Consider the following 22,605-nt stretch of genomic DNA (forward strand, 5'->3'; position numbering starts at 1 on the left):
TACTGCCTCCCTTTTAATTTCGTAAACCAAAGAGACCCTTTTTCATAGAGGATGTATGCTGGAATGGAATATCAAGACCAGCTGCTTCCATAATGTGATGGACCTTTGTATTAATTTGCGGAGAACCAAATTGCATCCCCCATTCGTAACTCGTCCGATCTCTGTCATACGGAATTGTCACCGCAATGTTTTGGGAAGAAAGCTTTTCAATATCTTCTACATAATCCTCATCTCCCATATTCAAAACATGGATCATACGAGGCAATGTTAACTTTGCTTCTTCTATTAGTTGTAATTCACGTTTAATCGCTATTGCACCACGAGGGTTGCCATTTAGCACATGAACAACAATGTCTGATTGATATAAGATTGGATAACTCAGCACCTCGGATAATTCAGTTGGTACCGATAGAATGATATAATCGTATTCTGTATCTACAAGTGATTCTATCAATGTCGTTACAAACAATTCTTTGTTTTGAATCTCTGGGAATTGAGCTAAGCTATAACCTGATGGAAATACTAGAAAATCCATCTTATCGTGCAATTTTTGCATCAACCTTGGATTCACTTTTTTCTCTAATAAATCTCGCTTGGTACAAATATACTGCGAAAGATTATATTCATATTCTTTTCTTACAAGCTCTAGGATATTTTTACTCTCATGACTAAGACCAGTTCCAATTGCAAAACTTGGTCTTACTTGGTCCGCTTCTACATAAAGCACCTTTTTCCCTAGATGAGCTAACTCATTTGCCATCGTAATACTTAATGTGCTTTTTCCTACGTTTTCATTTGTGGCATAAAAAGCAATAATTCTTACTTGCCGATCCATCCTAAAAACTCCTTTCTTACTTAGATCCGTTCAGATACTGTGCTACATACTCTTTTACATTTTTAGAAATTGGATTGGTCGAATGCTTCTCTACATAGTCTAAAATGTTCTTTTGATCAGATATTTGCGAGAATCCTTCAGCTGGTTCTAGTTCTTTCCCTGTTTGTTCTACTTTTTGTCCGACTGCAACAGGAATTACATCTCCAAGTGTTTTTGCACGATTTAAGTATTGAAGCTGTTCAGGTGAAACAGCCAGTGTATATAATCGCGTTACCTTTGGCTTTTGTTTTCCTTCTTGTTCCTCTTTTGATTCTTTCTTTTCTAATACAAATGCATCTTCTGTATTGCTATCCTTTGCAGCCGTAACACGTACACGTTGGAAAAGACCACCGAATACTACCTTCTCATTGTCCCCGTCCTTCACAATCTGCTTAAAATATAAGTCCACATACGTGTTAGGAATGATACTATTACCTGAACTTGTTTCCAAATCAACGAGTAACGGGAATGCAACTTCTCCATCTTTCAAATTTAAAATTGCAGAGTCAGGTAACTCATCTTTCTTTACTACTTTATTTTTAAAAATATAGCTATTTTCGGTGATGGGCTGCCCATCATTTGTCCACTTACCTATAACCTCTTTTTTACTTACACGTAATGCATTTGGAGGAATCCCATCACCAGGTAATGTTCGTTCCACTAGCATGTCTTCTTTAATCTCTGTATGCGCAGGTATATCCTTTGCGGCTACAACAATCTTTGTTGGTTTTACTGCATTTTCGACTGCGAAATGATTGTACCCATAGATACCCGCTACTGTTGCAGCAGCTAAACCTACCGCAGCAATCTGCTTCTTTTGAAACTTAGATGGCTTCAATGTTTGTATTCCTCCTTATGTAGCCTTTAAACGCAAAAAAGGACACACCTATGGCATAATGCGCCTTAGGTGTGTCCTTTTAGCTAATCTAAAGTCTATATGAAAATGTTGGATTTATTTTCTTTAATATTACAATTTCAATATTATGATATATAGAGTTTCATGTCAATCATTTCTAAAAAAATATTATTTTCACCATTTTAAAAACCAAATCACAAAAATAAAAACCGCCTCAAATCGTTGTTATATCAAGGTTTTTAAGCCATTAAACACCTCATAAATATGGTATAATTAATCTAACGTAACTGAATATTTCAGGGTGGTCGGTTGCTATCCTTTCTTTTTCATTTTATGGAAAAAAGAAGTGCTAGCATAGAAATACTTTTCACGATAGTTGATGAAAGAGACACAATTATTATTAAAACGAAATCAATTTTGTTCCTGTTTCAAAATACTTTGCAGGAGCATAACCTTTCCCATTCCGATCTTGAAATTCACTTCCAATATATAACGATACAATCATTGCGATAATTCCAATAAAAATTACACATTTCATACGTTGTTTTTTCTTTTTATCCATTCAAACTTCCCCTTTCTACGAAAAAAGGCACATCCCATTAAGGGATGTGCCTTTGGTTTATCCATTCAGCTACTAGTTTAAGAAGGATTATATACCTTTATTGATTCAACTTATTATACAATACTATTTAACTAATTTCTATTCTTCATATAATACCAGTTTGACAAATCAGTAATAATATGTTCCTTTCCAACCCAGTTCCAACCTGGTGTTTGTACAGGAAATGGAAGATCAGCAAGCACCCTTCTCTTTTTAAAATCATCGTACGCAACACCTTTAATTTCCACTTCATTTGTCAGGCACAAACTCATTTCATTCACGCCCGCTGGGTTTGTTTCAACATTGAACGAATATTTTCCATCTTTCGTTTTTAATGGCGCATACCATTTACGCTGGCCATCAATAATTTTTTCTTTCCCATCCCAATATAAAGACTTAGTTGGTCTTTTACTATCGAAGACATGTCCTGTTACTTCAGACAAATACATATTTTCAGGTAGAAACTTTGATGTTAAGCCATTATTAGAAACACTCTCTAAATCATTTGTTGTTTTTAGTCCTTCATCTGCAAATGGGTATTGCGCCGTTGCTTTTGTAAATACACCTGGATAATTGGCATTCCAATCATTTTTGTATTTTCCGTTTAATTCATAAGAAAAACCATACCCAGCATGGAGCTTAGATGGTGCTAAATTATCAATACTTCCACTTAATGTTTCATAGAACATTTCTCCCACTGTGTCCTCTTTTGAAACACGTTCACTTACTGTTTCTACCACACCTTTTACACTCGTTACTCCGCACATCCCTTTTTCATGAGATGGTGCATAGATAGCTGTTTTAATAGGATTATTTTTGTATGTGGTTTCTTCTATATCTAGACGATCACCAGTAGGGTTAATTTCTGCCTGAATTGTTCCTTTCCCCCTATGTTGCCAGCCAAGGTTCAAGGTTTTCTTTTCTCCCTCTGTTAATCTTACCTTTTGTGATACCACTTGTTGTCCGTTATGTTTTAACACAACTACTGTATCCGGATTCTTGTATTTTTCTTCTAATACATCTAACTTTTTAATTTTATTCTTCTCCTTTTCTAGTTTCTGTCTTGCATTATCTAGTCTACTTGCTGCACTATCTAGTTTATTTTCTTCCCAAGAGCAGTCTCTATCGTAATAGTGATGGTTCCCTTCTGCATCTACCTCATGAATTGGATTACGACGGCAATAACTAAGACTAGACTGCGCACTATCTCTATCAGATTCAGAACTATTTACTTCTTGCTGGGACTTATTAATATTGTTATTTACCTTTTCTCTATATTGGTCACGTTCTGATTTAAAATTATCACGTGATACATCTATTCTTGTTTTTATATTCTTTCCTTCTCTTGCTGTTTCTCCTTCGATTCTGTCACTAGAAAAGTCAATTTTATATTTAAAGTCATCTTCATCGCCTGGATCTGGGTTAGGTGTTACTTCAGTACCACAGTTACCATCTATAGTGAAATCAACAGTTTTCTCGTTTGATTCCCTCTGAACAGCATCAAGGACTTTAATTTTCGCAGTATATCGGCCACACATTTGTGGCTGCCACTTTAATTCTTCTGACTTAAATTGCCCTGCATCACCTTCATTTGGTTTTTGATTATCTTTTTGCGGAGTTGAACGCAGGTAATTTTCTTGATGATATACAGTTTCACCATCTTTTGTAATATCTAACATCCATTTAACTCGGTTTCTTTCCCCAGCAGCTTTTTGATAAGGGTTTATTGTTGTTCCATTAGGATCTCGGTCATTGTATCCTTTATTTTTACTTACATATTCAAAACCGTTAAATGTAAATTTTACGGGTATATCTTTTTTCCCACTCGTAGCTTTAAAATCCTTTATTTGAGGTTTACTTGTGCGTACATACCACAAGCTATACCTATTCACATCATTTACACCACCAGCCCCTGCATATCCGCCAGAAAGATAGGCAATGTCCCTAATCCAATAGAAATGTCCATAAGATTCAAAGGAATCTTGATTTGTAATCTTATGTGGAATTAAATATTTTAAAACAAACTGAGAGTTACCCCAATATTTCTCTGTAATTATGCTATTTGTAATTCTCTCCACTTCAGTTACCATTCTATCTCCCACTACAACTGAAGGATTAATGTAGCCGTCATTTGATATACGCACATAAGGCTCTGACTGTTCTTCATTTTGGATAAGGTTTTCCCTTGGATTCCCCCAATTAAAAGAACCATTATAAACAGCAGGAAAATGTATATCAGCTTTATATGCGAACTCTTTTGGCTTATAACTACTTCCAGGCCTAAGTAGTTTTCCCTTCAATTGTAATTCGTCTGATGCTAAAATCGTAGTTTCATTTCCATCATAAAATGGTACATCACTATTTCCCGCACTTGCTACTGACGGTAATAACAAAATTAAAGAAGTACAGGTTAATAATATATTTTTTTTCAGTTTCATAAAATCCCTCCTTTAAACATAAAAAAGGACACACCTGTACCTTGGGAGGTACGTAAGGTGTGTCCTTTACGTAAATAAATCAAATTTATTCATTAATTGTTATATTACATATTTCAATGTATCAAATGAAACATTGAATTGCAATAATATTATACACGTACTTGAATGTACATCATGTGGTCAGCTGTAGAATGCCCTACACGGATCTTATATTTTCCTTTTTCATAGTTATTAATTTCTTGAGCATCTACAGTTTCTTGAATTTCTTTATCTAGAACTAAATCAGAATTTAACATTGTAGTCCACTTTTTAGCTAATTCAATAGTTGCTTCGTTATTATCTAAGAAAATAATTTTAAAATCATTCTCATTAGTTGCATTAACGTAGACTTGTGCCCCAATTGTACCTTCTGGTAAATACATGTTTTTATCAATTATTCTAATAGTTCCATTTAAATCTGCATACTTAAGGTTAGTGCCATATTTAACATTCACACTCTTGATAAGATTTTGCGCTTCTGTAGAAATGGATTTTTGAGCAATCGGGTTTTTCATAGCGTTTGGATTATACGTAACTTCCTCTGTAACTAAATCTTTATCTATATTTGATGGTAAATTTGTATCTGGTTTTTCTTCTGGTTTTGTTTCAGGTTTTAGGTCTGGCTTCACTTCTGGTTTTTCCTCTGGTTTTGTTTCAGGTTTTGGATCTGGCTTCACTTCTGGTTTTTCCTCTGGCTTTGTTTCAGGTTTTGGATCTGGCTTCACTTCTGGTTTTTCCTCTGGTTTTGTTTCAGGCTTTGGATCTGGCTTCACTTCTGGTTTTTCCTCTGGTTTTGTTTCAGGCTTTGGATCTGGCTTCACTTCTGGTTTTGTTTCAGGTTTTGGGTCTGGTTTTGGGTCTGGTTTTACTTCTGGTTTTGTTCCTTTTTCAACTGCATTAATAGAGTTATATAAAAACTGACTATACGCTTCACGTGTTACAAACATTTTTGGAGAATACATATTACCTCCTGTACCAATTGTAACCCCATTTTCCTCCAATGCACTAATTGCACCATAAGACCAAGAATTTTTATCAACATCTGCAAATTTTGATGTTTTCGTTGCCTTAAATTTAAAAGCATTTGTAAGTACTTGTGCCATTTGTTCACGAGTTAAAATATCATCTGGACCATATTTTCCATCACCAAATCCATTCACAAATCCTGCTTTAGCAAGTGCTAAGATTTCTTTTTCAAACAAATGTCCTTTAATATCAGTAAAAGGATTTTTGAAGCTAGCATCTGCATCTGCTGGTTTTACGTACATATAAATCATACGAGCAACTTGCCCACGAGTTACATTGTCACCAAAACCAAAGATATTATTTCCGTACCCTTGCACTACTTTACGATTTGTTAAATCATAAATTGCTTTGGTAGACCAGTGATTTGCTGGAACATCATTGAATTTTAATGAGTCTGTGTTATCAGCCTTAGCAGTAAATGCTCCTGCTCCTAGTAATGATGTACCCATAATTGTTAATGCTGTTGCTGTTTTTAAAAATTTGTTAGCCATTGTTTGTTCCTCCAAGTATATTAGTTTTTTCATAGATTCTTTTATTGTACCGAATTTAAACATAAAATCCAGATAATTTAACATATAAATTAATTAATTTATGTTTTTTTTATAACTACTGTTTTATATAGAAAATATAATCATTAGGGAATTGATTTGCAAAAAAATTCTATATATTTTATTTATAAATATTTTTTTAGTAAAAAAACTACACTTTTCAGTATAGTTTCTTACCTCTTTTTATACATATTGATATTTTTAACGGAAATAGATTTGTCCCATTCCTTCTTTGTTAGCCCATATCGGTGCTTTCATACTATCTATCCCTATCATTTTAAAAATAAGGAAGTGATGTTCAGCTTTTATCTTAAAATTCAATGGCTGATTATGATTAACGCGCCCTTTTGTATATTCATATTTCCAGCCATCCATCTTCTGCTCTTTCATTTTCTTCTCTATATCAGGAATTAGATTTACGTTTTTCCCTTCATACGTGTACTGAAAACCACCTGTTTGTTCTGCTAACTCTACTGTACTAGAAGCAAAATCATGTGCCTTTATTAACTGCATTCCATACAGTACACCCTCTGGTATAAGAGTTATCAATAGTAAAGAAAGCGTTAGAAAAAGCGCTGTTGTTACTGTATTTTGCATTTCTTACACACCTACTTTTTCTTATTTATTTCACGTTTCCTCCAGCTTTCTTGTTGTCAGAATCTGCTTCATAAATAAATATGTGTTTTGCGTTACTCTTAATGCTGCCTTTCTTTTCATCAAATTGTTTAGTATAACTAGCAGCTTCGGCATCTCCTTCAACGGCAATCATTGCAGGTTGCTCTTGTACGGCATGTGCAGAAAACTCTCGTTTTGATGCAGGGTCCTTAAATGTTGCATTTTGTTTATAAGACTTTTCAAATTCTTTCTTTGCAATTTCTGTGTCAATAGCAATTTCTTCTTGTGCTCGCAAAACACCTACTTTTACGGCTTTATCCATTGCTGTACTTCCAGCACGTTCTAATGCAGACTTATTATCTGTGTGTGTTGTATCTCCAATAATCATATCTGTCATTAAGAATAAACAACCAACAAATAATAATAATGAGGCGACACCTATAATAAATTTTTGCATCTTTCTTCACCCCTCCTTAATTTTCAGACTTCCGAAATCGAAATCCACTTAAAATGGAACTTTTCTTTTGGTTCAACAATTGGTTTGGTAGTAATAACCCTGCTATTTCCTTCATTATTGCTTCTAACTCTTTATAATAGTTCCGACTAGATAGTAACGTACTACTATTTAATTGAGATTCAAATACATCTTCTATCTCATATGGTGGTAAAGCAGTTAATACCTTATCTCCAAAACATTCTTCTACTACTTCATGCTTTAAAAGTGCAGGAGAAAACTTATTCCCAATGATTCTCGTTTTCTCTAAATCTAAGTAAGAAACGAGCTTTCTCTCTTTTGTTGTAAGAGGATGCGCTATCTTTAGCAATTGATGCAGATCTGGTTCCACTACAAAGAAGATATAATCTGCCATTTCACATATCTCATGGTATAAATCTTTATCCCAATCGCTCCCTGCATCAATAATAGATATAGGTGCTTCTTGGTTAGCCAATAAAACCTTAATAAAATGGTCAAAGTCCTGCTCTGTTTCGTTTTTCAGCTCTTGGTCCACTATAGGATTCTTTACGATATAATTTATTCTTCCTTGCTTCCATTTTGGAATTGATAATATATTAGGTTCCTTCTGTAGCATCTCTTTATATCGCTGCAACATAAATTCACTACGATAGTTTTCTGGTGCTTCTGTATATCCCTTTAATAACGGATACGTATAACCATCATCATATAAATTCTCTATATAATTGACATCAATCTGTAGTTCATTTAAATAAGCAGCTAAAAGATGCGAAACAAAAGTAGCACCACTTCTTCTGTTCATACTGGCTACAACTATTGTTCTTCTTGGAATGGCAATACCAATTTGTTTCTCATATACCGGCTCAAAAGCCAATTTATACTGTTTTTTTATAATTGGTGCTTTTGGCGTTTCCTGCTGGATAGACTTACTCTTTGGTTTGTTTTTAAATAATTTAGATTTAGAGGGAAGTTTACTGTTGCTACCTTCCTCTAATTCACTTAATACTTCCTCTTCTTCCTCATCAACAGGACCTTCGGGCAATTTCGTATGTTGCGGTGCCTGACTTGCTCCTACAATTTCCACTACATTTTTAATATCCGATTCCTGTAGCAGCTGCGGTATGACTTTATTATCAATATCAATTTTACGAGAGTTAAAAATGTCATAGATACCTAGATAAATCAGTTTCGCTAAAAATTCATCGTCATTTTCACGCTCTGTAAATACTACAATGCGAATATCCCGCTGAAAGCGAATGTCTCTTAACTTCTGTAAAATAATTAATTCTCGCTTATCTTCGTGTCCCGCATCAATATTTAATCGTTTGTCATTAATACATAAAATATCAGGTTGCTCCGTATCTAGAATTTCATCTAAATACTTTATGTGCATGACATCACTATCAGCTACTTCAAATCCTGCACCAACAAAATCCTCACGTAAATATGCCGTATACACAGTATCGCTAATAGCTAATACAATCTTTTTCATTATAAAAAACTCCTCTTTGATAGAAAATCGCTTTAAAGTAATAGCATGTTTTCAAAAGGCACTTTTGTTGCGTTTTGTATTTTTGTTAATAGTTCGGTGAGAAGTGATTCTATTTCAAATCCCTCCAAATTACATGGCATATTATCAATAAGGTTGTATTTGACTCTAACCTCTAAACGATCCTCGATTTCTTCTAACGGTACCGCACTAAATAAACTTTGTTCATATATAAATCCATCTCGAAGATTTTTTTGTATTTCTGTCTTGTCTTTGTAAACAATGGTTACTTGTGCTAATTCAATAAAAGGGTTATCTAAAGTTAATTTCGTATTCCAGTTTAGACTCCAGATTTCACAACGACCGTCTGCATGCACAACATTAGCAGCTACAGATGGAGTAATTGTAAATAAACGATCTACTGGAACATTTGTAAATGTAGTTTTTTTTCCTTCTACTACTTTCAGTCCTCTTTCCTCACGTTCATGCTCAAGTGCAATTTCCGCACCAAACAATGCAATTTCACAAAACACTTGCTCCATTATGGGTTTAATGCTTTCATACGTTCGAACAGCAAATACACTAAATTCTTGTGTTTCATCCGTTCGAACTAATTCATAAATGCTAAATTCCGCTGCATTTACAATTGCAAAAGGAATATCTTGTACAAAATTAGGATTTGTAAATAGCGAATCCGGAATCACTGTCTCTGGATGTTTGAAAAACTCTAAACCAAGCTGATATCCTTTTAGAAATGCATTCTTAGCAGCAGCTGGGAATAATGTTTCAAATCTTTTGAGACTGCTTTTAAATTGCTTCTCTTCGACCTCGTTATTAAATTCTCTATCTTGTAAAATGTTTACACGATCAGCAAGCAGTAAAAAATAGTAGTTAATAAGAGAATTAATTCTCTCCTCAAAAACTTGATTATCTTTACAATATTTATCAAATCTTCTTTTACTTTCATTAATAATTTCATTCATTCTTTAATACTCTCCTTATCATTTTCTAGTTATTAAATAAAAAAGACACACCAATGGCAGGTATATGCCCTCGGTGTGTCCGTTTAGCAAGAATTAAATATCTCTCGATTCGTATATTAATTTTAAACAATAAAACTTATGTATAAGATTATCTCTATAATATCTAAATGTCAATACTACTTCGCAACTATTAATTAAACTCACAAAAATAATGCTTCTAATTGATTAACCTTTTTCTTTTTTTGCATATGTCATTTAATCACCTAATTCAGGTAATACTATTAGTATATCTAAGTACAGGGTTTTCATACCAAAATTTCGATTTATATTTAAAACTAAATTTCAAAAGTAAAAAACCATTCATTTAATATATTCCTTACTTAGAGAACTTTAGATACAAAACAATCTTTATAGTACTCATAGCATAACTAACAGCAAACAACTAAAACATATTAATGTTATGTAAACAGCAAGGTAGTACAAACACGTTCAGTTGACATTAACATATCAACTGACATTGACATGAAATTACATATTGAGAGATGAATATAAGTTAAACTAACCCATCCAGTTCATACCTAAGCCAACTTATTAATTACATATTTCGCAAACAAAGATTATAAAATAACTTTTGAGTTCCTAATTTAATTATTAGACAAAAAAGCATGCAAATGATGAATATACATCCATACCATGTTTTCCTCGTAAGAATTAAAATGACTTTTAGTTTGCGCATACTTAAATTTGAATGATGTACAAAATCATTTCTATTATAGCTAAGTTTCAAAACCATTTCTTCCACTCAAATACTATAAAAACTACAATCTATATTTATAGATTATAAAGATATTAGCTGCACTTTTTATCATAAAAAAGAACTCATACTTATAGTATGCCCAACTAAATAAGTCTTATACCTGAACATTACAACTGCTATTTATAACTAGATTTCAAATATGCTACACCATTCTTCTTATAAACCTCATTGGTCAAGAAGGTTTATAAGAAGATCTATCTCCATTTAATTTTCAACACAATTTGAAGTACACAACCCAGGCGTGTTAATGTCATATAAACAATTAACTAACACTAATGCCTATGATTGAGATTGACACATCAATCGAGATTGATATGAAATGAAACAAAAATGCGTATATGTTAATTTCATATCAATATTTAAGATGTTATATCACTCTGATGATATCCAGATATAACTCAACGCAAAACTATTTGGTAGATCTACATTTAAGTTAATAGAATGTAACAACTAGCAAACCAGCGCATGCTATATTTTATTACCAATTACTTTTATTAACTTTTTAAGAGGTTTAAGTCATAAACAACCATTAGAATAACTAGTATCTCTAAGTCTAAATAGTAGTTTCTATCTCTGATCGACATGACATTAACAATTAGGATGATCCGTCCTTAGTTTGAGTAACTTTTGTTAATGTTATATAAACAATTAACTGTTACTAATACCTATGATTGAGATTGACATATCGATTGATATTGATATGAAATCAAACGAAAATGTGTAGATGTTATATTACTCTGATGATACCCAGATATAAATCAACACAAAACTATTTGGTAGATCTACATTTAAGTTAATAGAATGTAACAACTAGCAAACTAGCGCATGCTATATTTTATTACCAATTACTTTTATTAACTTTTTAAGAGGTTTAAGTCATAAACAACCATTAGAATAACTAGTATCTCTAAGTCTAAATAGTAGTTTCTATCTCTGATCAACATGACATTAACAATTAGGGTGGTCCGTCCTTAGTTTGAATATCTTTTGTTAATGTTATATTAATCTCATAGCGATTTCTTATTTCATGTCAATGTTATCTTTATGGATATTCGAAGTATACTTATCTAATTTCGGTTAACATGTCAATCTCATCATCTTATTTATGATTTTATTAATATATGCAAGCGTGTACTAGAGATCGGATATCTACAAAAACACATCATCAGGATTATTCTAAATCAAACTTTAGTATCTTAAAAACTTCCTCAAAATTCCCCATAAAATTCTTCGTTTACGATTCACATTTCATGTTAAAAGGTAATCTTTTTAGATCAACATGTAAACATAGGGTTAATATGTCTATTATAGTTAACAAAACATTAACAATATGCACTTGTGTGTTGTTAGAAGGTTGTTTTAGTGTTGATTTCATGTCAATGTCGCATTTTATATCAATGTTAATTCACGGGCTCAGTTTGTTCTTAAATACTGGTACAGATCGTTTTGTTGATACTGACTACATAAATTTCTATCATGACATGCAATATACAGCTTAAATTGTACATTCTATACTAAATTAATATACATAAGTAGATCCGTAGCAAGTAAATAGGGGGTAGGAACGAACCTCTTCGAAGTATTATGATTGTGCTCCTATATCCTTAAATACCGTTTTGTTTATTGAACAATACTAAATCTACATTAACATTATTTACTTTTTACTAGTTTTTATACGTGATAATTACATTTTGGACGTTACTATGTGTATTTTCCGTTATATACCTGGATTATATCCTTATAACTTATTTACAAAATAGCTTTATTTCCTTATCATTAATATTAAGTAGCCTAATTTGTTAATCTCATAGAAACTATCAGTAGTGCTACTAACATAATAAATATATTCCCATTAACAAAACATTACCAATTTGAAATATATAATTGGTAATAAAGTTACTAATTCAAATGAATTTTATACTGAACGTTAATGTTTTGTTAACAAGTGTATGTTTACATGTTAATTTCATATTTCATATAATTCACTGGATTGGTAGGGATTTTCACCAATATTATCGAAATACTAGCTAACATGTTAATTTCAGCTCACATGTTAATTATAATTGGTTGTTTATGAGTTGATTTTTGAGGAGGTAGTTACAATGATTGAGCAAAAAAATGAAAAACAAGACCATCAAATTAACGATGATGATATATTAGATGATAATGTTTTCGAAAAAGCATGGCGGATAACAGAATTCTCAAAACTAGTAGGACGTCATCATAATACAGTTTATAATTGGTTCAATATCCTAGAAGAAAAGGGACTTCATGAAACTTTAAGAACTCAAAATACAAATGAAAAACTCTATAATGCTTTAGACCTTGAAATTGCTCTATTTATAAAGCAGAAAAGGGATGAGAAATGGTCTTTAGATGCAATTATTGACCTTTTACCACACCAGTTTGATTTAAGACCAGTGTCACCAGAACATCAAACAAATGAGGTATCCACTGAATTAAACCTTCAAGCTACTGCAGAAATTATTGAAAAAATGGTAACTAAACAGTTAGAAGAAAAAATAAAACATATTGAATCTCATTATGAAGAGAAGGTACAGAGTATATTAAAGCAGTTACCACAACCAGAAGATATAGAAACGTTAAAATTACGCCAACGCCAAGATAGGCTTGATAATTTTATTATTGAGCATAGAGCACGCCAAGAATTAAGAAAACAAGCAGAGAGCTTATGGAATAATAAACCTGAGGAAGAGCGTACTAGAAAAGCAGGCTGGTTTAAAAAAGAGGAAGATTTGAGTAAAAAACAACTCTTCATAGAGCAGTACATACAAGATAATATTATTGAGCATATAAAATCTCTTATGAATTCAGTAGAATAATAAAAAAGTCTGGAACTTAGTCCAGACTTTTTTATTATTTTGTAGTACCAAACATTTTATCTGGATCTAAAAAATCTGCTAGATCTTCATCTTCATTTGCTCCAGCATTATTATTTTCTTCGTCACTACCCATATCGATAAAATCTCCAAATGCAAAACCTAAATCCTCATCCTCATCTATACTTTCAATCGTACTAATTTGAGACTTTTTATACTGAATTTGACTTTGTCTTTCTTTAAACTCATTAAATTCTTCAACTAAACCTTTAGATAATCTCGATGGTAATGCATCAGTTTTATAGAACGTATATACACTTCCTAAGAAATCATTCTTACTCACCAAATATCCATTAAAGACTGTTCCATTTATAGGTAAATTATTTGAAACTTCTACCTTAGCGTCATCCATAAAGGAATCATTAATATTCTTTTGCTCATCTAGGATTGCAAGCATACCAAAATGATGTACTTTTGATGCTTCAACTGAACCATCATCGTTCTTCTTCATCAAATCAATTGGGGGATGGAAAGAGCTTCCTCTTAACGATTCTTGAAACATTTCTATAATTGCATGACTATTTTCTATTTGATTCATATTACGTGAAACCTTATTAATTACTAAACAGCCCGTTTTCTCAAGTAAAATACGTTTAAAGTCTTGAGAATCCAGTATTACAGATGTACCAGATCCATTAGCAGCGGTATTTAACTCATGAATAATTTCACTAATACGTTGATTTGCATAATCTCGTGAGTTAGCGACACCTTTTTTCTCATTTTCATTTAATTCCTTAAATTCATCGTAAAAATGCTGGTTATCAGCAAATACTACAAATGCTACACCTTTTGATTTATCATTTGCTAATTTCCAAATTTCCTGTGAAAATTTATTTACTTGTCGTAATACATCAGGCCCATCCGCTCGGACGGGAAGAGTTACAACAATCCCCATTTTAATAAAGTCTTTGCGCTCAATAGCATTTTCAAAGGCTATTCTTGCAAACTTTGCCTGATTCGCCTTAATTTCAGCCATTGGATATAGCTGCGCAACCTTTTGTAATTCTTGTCTGATTACTGGCTTGTTATGAAAAGCCGAAAATTCTTCAATGGCCTTAATGATTGTAGAAGTTCCAGTTCCTCCACCTAAACCTGCAAAAAATAAAACAAGTTCATCCGTAGGTCTTACACGTTCAGTAATAAATTCTTTTAGCTTTTCTTTTGCTTCCTCATTTGAATCAAGGACTTTTACTGCACGCTCAGGGTTCTTACCTAAACCACCTAATTTTAGTGAAACTTGATTACTTTTTGGTACATTTTTTAATTCAGCTAGATCTCCATCATTACTATTTAGTGCTAAGCAATTATATACTGCTGTGCCATCTGTATGTGTATATTCCGCAAATTTATCTACCATTCTAGTACCAGCTTGACCAAAACCGATCATCGTCATTTTAACTGCCACTTCATTCTTTAAGAAGTTTTTTGCCATTATTTTATCTCTCCTTATTTATCTTTTTTCTTTTTCCTAACTCAATCAGTACTTGTTGCCCTCTATAAGTTGAGATCAAAAATTTATATGGGTGCATGGTTTTTTCATAGATTAAAGACATTGATGATAGCGTACTCACACTTATTTCAGCTGAACGTCTAGATATATTCGTACGTTCAACCTCTAATGAATAGGATTTTCCCTTTTTTTTCTTTACTCTCCTATCAATAACTACATTTTCCACTATTTCATTAATAGATATGCCCCTCATGTACTTCGTCTCTTGAAATTGTTTATTTACTATGTTTCCTATGTATAGAAATACACTATAGAGTATCTCATCTTGTTCAAGTATATCAGCAAACATGTTTACTACTTCATCTGCAAACTTGATTGTTTGATATTTTTCACTTAAAACTTCGTTCAAGTTGTCCCCCCCTTAAAACATTGGTTAATTATTCCTAGAAATATAGTACATCATTACACGTCGTATATCAAGTCATTATAAATAAAACTTATATAAAGGTCTTATATATAAGACTTATAAAAATAAAATTGGAATTAACCTATATATTATAAGGGTTTAGATGTACGACGTATATATAATGCGTATACATGTTATATCAATCTTAAATTTCATGTGATTTACATTTCAACAAAGATCATTAAAAAATCTAGATTAAAATTTCAAAAAAATGATTAAAAACCGCCTATTTTTTCAATATGAAAATCCAAGAAAAATTTATACATCTTATATATAAGTTTTATATATACAATGTATAAAAAAATGCTTTTATATCAATATAAAAACAAAAATGTTCTTATCCAATTAACATAAAAGTTTTATATAAGACTCTTATATACAACTTTTATATAAAACGTATTTATACAGCTTACATAATCCAACTTCACTTTCCGTAATTTTCTAACATCCTATATTGGTCGTGTGTATTTATATTACTAGGGAGATTTCAAGACGTTTTTATAGCAATTCACACTAAGGTTTGCTTTATTAACTAGCTGTTTTAACAGGATTTATTACTTATAAGACCGCTCATTGTTAATGTTATGTTAATGCACTGTTCTTCACTTAGTACTTGTTAGTTCACATTATTATATATGTTATAAGAAAAATTACCCTCTGTTCCTCATTTGAATTCAATTCCTTGTCAATTTCATTCATTCCTTGAAAACCAGTAGAAGAGGTTGTTAATTTCATATAAACAGCATCAATACCCTCAATATTCAACATATTAAAAAGAGAATACTAAGATAAATCAACTGTGACATTCTAAAAGTAGTGGGCTAACAATCACATCACTACTATGAAAAAGAAACATTTCTTCAAACTAGATTATTAAAAGTAAGATCTCATCTTATTAACATCAAAGTGATACTTACATTACAATAAAAACTTTTGTAATGTAGTAAGAATGATGATAGCAATTATAACCTTACATAAAATTAACAATCGGTTAATTTTACCATTTCAGTTAGGATTACTCCTTTTCAACGAAGCAAAAGGGGAAGTAGTTCAAGTGACTAAAACCTATATGTTAAGTACCTGTAGATATATCTCTAACTTATTTTTGATTTGGTAGAAACAATTAATAATATTTATCTAAGTGAATTTATCATTTTAGCCAAGAAGACTCCTTCCTCAAGGAGCGTGAAGGGTCACAGTCCAGTGAGTAGGTGGGAGATAAATTGGCTTCGAACAAGGGATGGCAGGAAGCCATCTTAATTGTTCGACATATAGAAAGTATTACTCTACCGCTTACCGAATGTACGTTTGGTGTATAATAGTCATATACCGAAATGGAGGTGAACCAAATAATGATTAATAAAGCCTATAAGTTTCGTATCTATCCAAATCAAGCACAAGCAATTCTAATCAACAAAACAATAGGTTGTTCTCGCTTTGTATTCAATCATTTTCTATCCCTATGGGATCACGCATACAAAGAAACTGGGAAAGGTTTAACATATGGTACATGCTCTGCCAAACTTCCTGCTATGAAGAAAGAGTTTGTTTGGCTAAAAGAAGTGGATAGTATTGCGATTCAGTAGTCTGTTCGCAACCTTGCGGATGCGTATACACGCTTTTTCAAAAAACAAAACAGCGCACCGCGCTTTAAATCTAAGAAGAACAACGTACAATCTTATACCACAAAACAAACAAATGAAAACATTGCCGTTGTAGGGAATAAAATAAAGTTGCCGAAACTAGGCCTTGTTCGATTTGCTAAAAGTCGCGAAGTAGAGGGGCGTATTGTAAATGCTACAGTTAGACGGAACTCTTCTGGTAGATATTTTGTGTCACTATTAGTTGAAACAGAAGTACAAGAACTTCCGAAAACACATTCTTACATTGGAATAGATGTAGGACTAAAAGATTTCGCTATTTTGTCAGATGGAACACACTATGAAAATCCGAAGTTTTTCCGATCATTAGAAGATAAGTTGGCGAAAGCACAGCGTGTGCTTTCTAGAAGAACGAAAGGATCTTCTCGCTGGAATAAACAACGAGTAAAGGTAGCTAGAATTCATGAATACATATCAAATACTAGAAAAGATTACTTGGACAAACTTTCAACTGAAATCATCAAAAACCACGATGTTATCGGTATAGAGGATTTGCAAGTATCGAATATGTTAAAGAATCATACGTTAGCAAAAGCAATTAGTGAGGTATCTTGGTTGCAATTTCGATCAATGTTAGAATACAAAGCAAAATGGTATGGCAAACAAGTCATTGTCGTATCGAAAACATTTGCTTCCAGCCAATTATGTTCTTGTTGTGGATATCAAAATAAAGACGTTAAAAATCTCAACCTACGTGAATGGGACTGTCCTTCTTGTCGTACAAACCATGATAGGGATATTAACGCAAGTATCAATCTAAAGAATGAAGCGATAAGGCTTCTAACCGCAAGGACTGCGGAGTTAGCCTAATCAATTAGAGTTCGATAGAACTCTTTACTTAGGAATCCCTTACTTCTAAACGAAGTGAAAGTGGGGGTAGTTCAAGATTCTATACAATAAAAAACAACTAAAGGAAAAAGTTGTTTTTTAAATTGAGCCAATACCATAATTTAGAAAGGGCGCTTCATCACAAATAAAAAGTTGAATTTCGAATTAAAGATAGAGAAAATTACTCTTTATTATCAATAAGCCTTTTTATAATTCTTGAATAATTTTAATCAATTAAAATGGTATTTTTACTATCTATTAAATGTTAGGACGTCATAACATTATTTTATAAATGGAATCTCATTATAACTATTGTTAGGTGTCTAGTAGTAGCTCGTCCTAACAAAACAAAGGATTTAATAGAGCCTTATAAATCAATAATTTATAAGAGATTTATAAGAGTAATTATCATCTCAACTTCGATGTACAAAATGAGGTATCTCTAAAGATTAGAATCTCTTATTCATTTTTTCTTGTTTTACAACTACCACATCAATGTAATAGTATATTAAAAATAATAAGTATTTAATTTAAGTTTAATTCAATATAAGAGGTGTATGCATTGTCCGGAAAAGTGTATAAATATAGAAGATCAGGTACCAAAAAACATTTTCACTTAAAAGAAGCTGACATATTTGTCTTTACAGTTTTATATTACAAAAGAGCACTTACAACAAGACAAATCACTCAGTTATATAGTGCATTTGAGGGAAAAGAATGTTCTGAAGCTAGCATATTTACAAAGCTTGACCGTTACTCACAATATGGAGCTATGCTAACTAAAAGAATAGATAAAAAGGCTGACAGTATTACGAAACGTGCTTTATTTTCCTTAAAAGAAAAGACAATTGAATTCTTAATGGAAATAGGAAGAATTTCTGAAAAAAGTTCAAAAAGACGTTACTCTAAAGCAACTTCTTTTCACACAATGTGTTCACGTGAGGTCATGATCCGTACTCTTTTAGTGACTACAAAGAAGACACAAACCAATGAAGTATTATATGAATTGGATATTCGTTCTTTTTACCAGAAAAAAAATGTAAAAATTGAGGACAACCAATTAGCCTTGATTCCTGATGAACATATTTCATATCAAGATAAAAATATCCATATTGAGATGGATATGTGTAAAGAAACCAATTCTACCTTAGTTGAAAAAGTAGAGAAGTACATAGAATATGCAAAAAAAACAAATGAGGATGTAACGGTTGTCTTTGTTATGTACGACAAATCAATGTTCCTTGCAGAAGATGCAGAACCGCCATACATACGTATGAAAAATCTATTATTTTCTATGCGGAAGTATCATGAACTATTAATGAATATACCAAATCTAAATGTACACATTTGCTCATTGAAAGATGCTGGAGATGTTATTTCAGATATCCTTCTAGGAACAGACGATAATCAAAACTTGGAACAAGATATTCTTTTTCCTTTATCTCAACGTACAGTAGGAGATGTCACTTGGCGTTACACATTTGTCGAAAAAATTCAAACGTTTAAAGAATCAATAGATGGTGGCCTTCGACGAACATACAGGAGAGATAAAGATTCTATTCAAGATTTCTTTTTTATTTTTGGAAATGAAAATGATTACCGAATGATTGCAAGATTAGATGATGTCGTGTTTTCAAGAAGGGATGGAGATGAAGGCGTTCCGCTTGTAGTTATCTATCCTAAACGTGAAAATCCTAGGGATATTCTACTGATGAATACTTATGCTAATGTACTACTTCTATCCATTCAAAATACAAATATAGCAACCGATGAACAGATCATGGTACATACTGCAAATAACGTTAATCCGAAAAGACGTAAACTTGTAGAATTATATTAATCGTTTGTTTTTTATATACCTTTATATAATTTTATTGATTTTTATTATTTAAGATGCTAGAATAACGTTTGAACTAAACACTCAAAACTACAATCAAATCAGAACATATGAAATTAAGGCAAGCGACACACGCTGTTTTTACAGTGGGTGTCGCTTGCCTTTTTTGTATGGAGAAAGGTGGAAGTGGAAAATGACAATGAACTTACAATTTGCAACAACTACTGGGGGAGTGCTCTCAGCAAGAGAGGCACTTAAAACTCCAGAACTAGTCCTTAAACATATTACAGAAGGGGGAGCTAAATTTTGCGTTTCCCTACAAGATATTAAAATCCCAGGAAAGCCTAATTATTATTGGTACGATGTAATAATTGAAACTGCAACGAATAACAAACTAGAGATAAATATTGCCGTACTTTCTCAAGAAGAATATAACCAATTGTGTGAAGGAGATAGTATTGACTTATATTTAAAACAAACTGAAGATACAGCGAAATTCTTTCTAAAAAAATCAAAGGAACAATTCAAGTCAGAACTTCATAATCGTTTTACATTACACCATAAAGCTCAACTATGTCTTTAAAAGGTAGGTGAACCTTTATGGAAACATCTAAGCAAAGATTACCATTATACTCTACAATCGCCTTAATTAGCGGATTTATCCTTTCATTTGGATTTGGTGTAGCAAACTACATACAGTTACTCTACTATGCATTTGAACCACCGTCTTATCCTATAGAAATTACATATGTACCACTATTTTTAATGTTCTTCTCTTTGCTACTAGGAGAATTTAGTTTTAGGTTCTACAGCCGTATCCCAGCTTTACAATTTCAAAATGGCAAGTTATTAATTTTAATTGCTTCTCATTTTGCAGTAGATATTCAGTTTTTATGGTTTGCAACTGCTCCTATCCATGCGAAAGTTATTCCTTATCTTATGAATAAAGCAAAACATGTTAATTTTGGTGAATATCAAGCAATAGGGGATGTATTAACAGGAAATTTCCATACACTTACCATGATATTTGTATTCTTACCGACCGTATTTATGATTTTGTTTACTCTTTGGTATAGTGGCCATATTATCCGTTACAGAGAAGAAATCTTAAAGTGGGTACAAAAATACGAATATAAAAATCATAAGTTGCAAAAGTGGTTTAATAGCCAAGAGGAACAAATATATCCTGATGTTGAGATAGGTCCTCATATTAAGCACAAAGAAATGATTCGAATCAAGGGGAAAGATAGAACCCTAAATGGAATTATTATTGGTCCTATTGGTTCTGGTAAGACATCTAGTTTAATTATTCCAATGATTAATCAAGATTTACACTGGATGGTACGTTTTATAAATAAGTTTGAAAATACGTATAAAAAGAATAATTATGATACAGAAGAAGTAAAAGGAACATTTTTAAATGGGATAACTGTTATTGAACCGAGTAATGATTTATGCCAAAAGGTATTTAAGTTAGTACAAGCACACAAGATTCCTGAAAGTTCAATTTATTATATTGATCCCACAAACCCTGATACCAAAAATATTAATATTTTACGTGGACCAGTTGATAAAGTAGCCGAGGTTTTTGCAATGGTTATCCAGGGTTTGTCGGAATCTAATAATGCATTCTTTGAACAAGCACAACGGAACCACCTTAAGCAACATATTTATTTATTAAAACTACATAACCCACAAAAAGATGTGACCTTTGATGACTTAATAGATATGTACGACGATGTAGAACGTGTACACCGTATGCACAAACTATTAAAAGTACAGGTAGAAAAATTATATGATTTTGTTCAAAGTGGTGTTGCTTCACGTGACCAAAAAAACGAATATAAGATTATAAAAGGTATCGATGAATGGTTCGATAATACTATTCGTGAAAAAACGGGTTTCCAAGGGGAACCGTCCGTTTATAAATCAGGAAAATATCGTGGAAAACCAATGCATTATGACCGGGAAGAAGAATATGTAAAAGGTTTGCGTAACATCTTAAAAGATTTAGCCTCAAATGTTTTAATACGACGTGTTTTATTTGGAAAATCAGATTTTGATTTTGATGTTCACGTGCGCCCATACGGGCATTTAGAGATCCAACTCTAGCAAAGTTGTAGGCTCAGGTCTCACAAAAGCCTATCATCAACCAACTTATCCATGAAGGAAACTGAACGGGGAGTGTAGCATGTTGGTAAAGCCATAAGTTAATTAGTTACCCAATTACGACTGAATGGCCAGATGAAATGTATAGACAAGGATGAAAGCTAAACTGCTTAAACGATAGTCCAAAGGGGGATATCGAACCCCATGACGAAAGGTAACTAGTAACGTTGTGTAGTAATGACCATTTAATCAGGTGGATGTTAAATGGTAAAGAAGGTCGAGCTCTGTAACCTTAGACTCATGCCCCAGAGATCCATTACTAACTATCCACTGTAGGTGGAAAAGGACGAAAGTCGCATCCGACACTATATCAAGCTTATCTCTAAATGCACTAAATGGGGATTACCTAAGTTGGAACGCCAACACAAACTGGCTATTAAGGATGATACCAAGTGCAAAACAAGGTATGTGGCTTATGAATATCCAATAAGGTAACGGAGTTTCCGTAGTAGTCAGAGATAGGGAAAGCCTATTACAAGGCGAAGGGAAACAGTTTATCAGTTTAATACAAATTAGGAAGGAGCGCGAGGCTC

15 protein-coding genes and 1 pseudogene are annotated in these 22,605 nt (G+C 32.4%); 5 read left to right on the plus strand and 11 right to left on the minus strand.

Annotated features, from left to right (window positions below):
- Positions 1–13: 13 nt before the first annotated feature.
- The 9 genes from ACS2FK_RS22655 to ACS2FK_RS22695 all read right to left on the minus strand — a co-directional run bounded on the left by ACS2FK_RS22655 (position 14) and on the right by ACS2FK_RS22695 (position 9,944).
- On the minus strand, positions 14–835 hold the full coding sequence (locus tag ACS2FK_RS22655) for an AAA family ATPase (protein ID WP_063549615.1): 822 nt from the start codon (positions 833–835) through the stop codon (positions 14–16).
- Between the two features lie 16 nt (positions 836–851).
- On the minus strand, positions 852–1,712 hold the full coding sequence (cpaB, locus tag ACS2FK_RS22660; protein ID WP_063549617.1) for a Flp pilus assembly protein CpaB: 861 nt from the start codon (positions 1,710–1,712) through the stop codon (positions 852–854).
- A gap of 418 nt (positions 1,713–2,130) precedes the next feature.
- Positions 2,131–2,292, minus strand: coding sequence for a hypothetical protein (locus tag ACS2FK_RS22665; RefSeq protein WP_000358414.1), 162 nt, complete (start codon positions 2,290–2,292; stop codon positions 2,131–2,133).
- 131 nt (positions 2,293–2,423) lie between these two features.
- Complete coding sequence (locus ACS2FK_RS22670; protein ID WP_063549619.1) at positions 2,424–4,769, minus strand: hypothetical protein; 2,346 nt, start codon at positions 4,767–4,769, stop codon at positions 2,424–2,426.
- A gap of 149 nt (positions 4,770–4,918) precedes the next feature.
- Positions 4,919–6,325 (minus strand): S-layer homology domain-containing protein, encoded by a 1,407-nt coding sequence (locus ACS2FK_RS22675; RefSeq protein ID WP_063549621.1) that lies wholly within the window; start codon positions 6,323–6,325, stop codon positions 4,919–4,921.
- Between the two features lie 258 nt (positions 6,326–6,583).
- Positions 6,584–6,979 (minus strand): DUF4320 family protein, encoded by a 396-nt coding sequence (locus tag ACS2FK_RS22680; RefSeq protein ID WP_063549623.1) that lies wholly within the window; start codon positions 6,977–6,979, stop codon positions 6,584–6,586.
- A 25-nt stretch (positions 6,980–7,004) separates the two neighbouring features.
- Positions 7,005–7,454, minus strand: coding sequence for a hypothetical protein (locus ACS2FK_RS22685; protein WP_001168875.1), 450 nt, complete (start codon positions 7,452–7,454; stop codon positions 7,005–7,007).
- Between the two features lie 16 nt (positions 7,455–7,470).
- On the minus strand, positions 7,471–8,964 hold the full coding sequence (locus tag ACS2FK_RS22690) for a hypothetical protein (RefSeq protein ID WP_080470000.1): 1,494 nt from the start codon (positions 8,962–8,964) through the stop codon (positions 7,471–7,473).
- Positions 8,965–8,996: 32 nt separating this feature from the next.
- Positions 8,997–9,944 (minus strand): hypothetical protein, encoded by a 948-nt coding sequence (locus tag ACS2FK_RS22695; RefSeq protein ID WP_063549627.1) that lies wholly within the window; start codon positions 9,942–9,944, stop codon positions 8,997–8,999.
- A 2,919-nt stretch (positions 9,945–12,863) separates the two neighbouring features.
- On the opposite strand from ACS2FK_RS22695, the gene ACS2FK_RS22700 reads away from it, so the two are divergent.
- Positions 12,864–13,604, plus strand: coding sequence for a hypothetical protein (locus ACS2FK_RS22700; protein WP_063549629.1), 741 nt, complete (start codon positions 12,864–12,866; stop codon positions 13,602–13,604).
- 34 nt (positions 13,605–13,638) lie between these two features.
- Here ACS2FK_RS22700 and ACS2FK_RS22705 read toward each other — a convergent pair whose 3' ends face one another.
- Together ACS2FK_RS22705 and ACS2FK_RS22710 are read right to left on the minus strand one after the other, a co-directional pair.
- On the minus strand, positions 13,639–15,093 hold the full coding sequence (locus ACS2FK_RS22705; RefSeq protein ID WP_001097011.1) for a cell division protein FtsZ: 1,455 nt from the start codon (positions 15,091–15,093) through the stop codon (positions 13,639–13,641).
- A gap of 4 nt (positions 15,094–15,097) precedes the next feature.
- Positions 15,098–15,520, minus strand: coding sequence for a hypothetical protein (locus ACS2FK_RS22710; RefSeq protein ID WP_001006726.1), 423 nt, complete (start codon positions 15,518–15,520; stop codon positions 15,098–15,100).
- Positions 15,521–16,929: 1,409 nt separating this feature from the next.
- On the opposite strand from ACS2FK_RS22710, the pseudogene tnpB reads away from it, so the two are divergent.
- From tnpB to ACS2FK_RS22730, 4 genes and pseudogenes are all read left to right on the plus strand, one after another.
- Positions 16,930–18,048: pseudogene (tnpB, locus tag ACS2FK_RS22715) on the plus strand (IS200/IS605 family element RNA-guided endonuclease TnpB).
- Positions 18,049–18,628: 580 nt separating this feature from the next.
- On the plus strand, positions 18,629–19,906 hold the full coding sequence (locus ACS2FK_RS22720) for a replication-relaxation family protein (RefSeq protein WP_063549631.1): 1,278 nt from the start codon (positions 18,629–18,631) through the stop codon (positions 19,904–19,906).
- Positions 19,907–20,096: 190 nt separating this feature from the next.
- On the plus strand, positions 20,097–20,486 hold the full coding sequence (locus ACS2FK_RS22725; RefSeq protein ID WP_078994304.1) for a hypothetical protein: 390 nt from the start codon (positions 20,097–20,099) through the stop codon (positions 20,484–20,486).
- Between the two features lie 17 nt (positions 20,487–20,503).
- Positions 20,504–22,015 carry a conjugal transfer protein TraG gene (locus ACS2FK_RS22730; protein ID WP_080469993.1) on the plus strand — a complete coding sequence of 504 codons (1,512 nt, stop codon included), beginning with the start codon at positions 20,504–20,506 and terminating at the stop codon, positions 22,013–22,015.
- Positions 22,016–22,605 lie beyond the last annotated feature (590 nt).

Origin of the sequence: Bacillus cereus group sp. BceL220 (assembly GCF_051776965.1) — a bacterium.
Lineage (GTDB): Bacteria > Bacillota > Bacilli > Bacillales > Bacillaceae_G > Bacillus_A > Bacillus_A cereus.

What these genes read in the sequence shown, in the direction of transcription:
- ACS2FK_RS22655 (WP_063549615.1), bottom strand. Translation starts at nt 835, where the DNA reads ATGGATCGGCAAGTAAGAATTATTGCTTTTTATGCCACAAATGAAAAC.
- ACS2FK_RS22665 (WP_000358414.1), bottom strand. Translation starts at nt 2,292, where the DNA reads ATGGATAAAAAGAAAAAACAACGTATGAAATGTGTAATTTTTATTGGA.
- ACS2FK_RS22670 (WP_063549619.1), bottom strand. Translation starts at nt 4,769, where the DNA reads ATGAAACTGAAAAAAAATATATTATTAACCTGTACTTCTTTAATTTTG.
- ACS2FK_RS22675 (WP_063549621.1), bottom strand. Translation starts at nt 6,325, where the DNA reads ATGGCTAACAAATTTTTAAAAACAGCAACAGCATTAACAATTATGGGT.
- ACS2FK_RS22680 (WP_063549623.1), bottom strand. Translation starts at nt 6,979, where the DNA reads ATGCAAAATACAGTAACAACAGCGCTTTTTCTAACGCTTTCTTTACTA.
- ACS2FK_RS22685 (WP_001168875.1), bottom strand. Translation starts at nt 7,454, where the DNA reads ATGCAAAAATTTATTATAGGTGTCGCCTCATTATTATTATTTGTTGGT.
- ACS2FK_RS22690 (WP_080470000.1), bottom strand. Translation starts at nt 8,964, where the DNA reads ATGAAAAAGATTGTATTAGCTATTAGCGATACTGTGTATACGGCATAT.
- ACS2FK_RS22695 (WP_063549627.1), bottom strand. Translation starts at nt 9,944, where the DNA reads ATGAATGAAATTATTAATGAAAGTAAAAGAAGATTTGATAAATATTGT.
- ACS2FK_RS22700 (WP_063549629.1), top strand. Translation starts at nt 12,864, where the DNA reads ATGATTGAGCAAAAAAATGAAAAACAAGACCATCAAATTAACGATGAT.
- ACS2FK_RS22705 (WP_001097011.1), bottom strand. Translation starts at nt 15,093, where the DNA reads ATGGCAAAAAACTTCTTAAAGAATGAAGTGGCAGTTAAAATGACGATG.
- ACS2FK_RS22725 (WP_078994304.1), top strand. Translation starts at nt 20,097, where the DNA reads ATGACAATGAACTTACAATTTGCAACAACTACTGGGGGAGTGCTCTCA.
- ACS2FK_RS22730 (WP_080469993.1), top strand. Translation starts at nt 20,504, where the DNA reads ATGGAAACATCTAAGCAAAGATTACCATTATACTCTACAATCGCCTTA.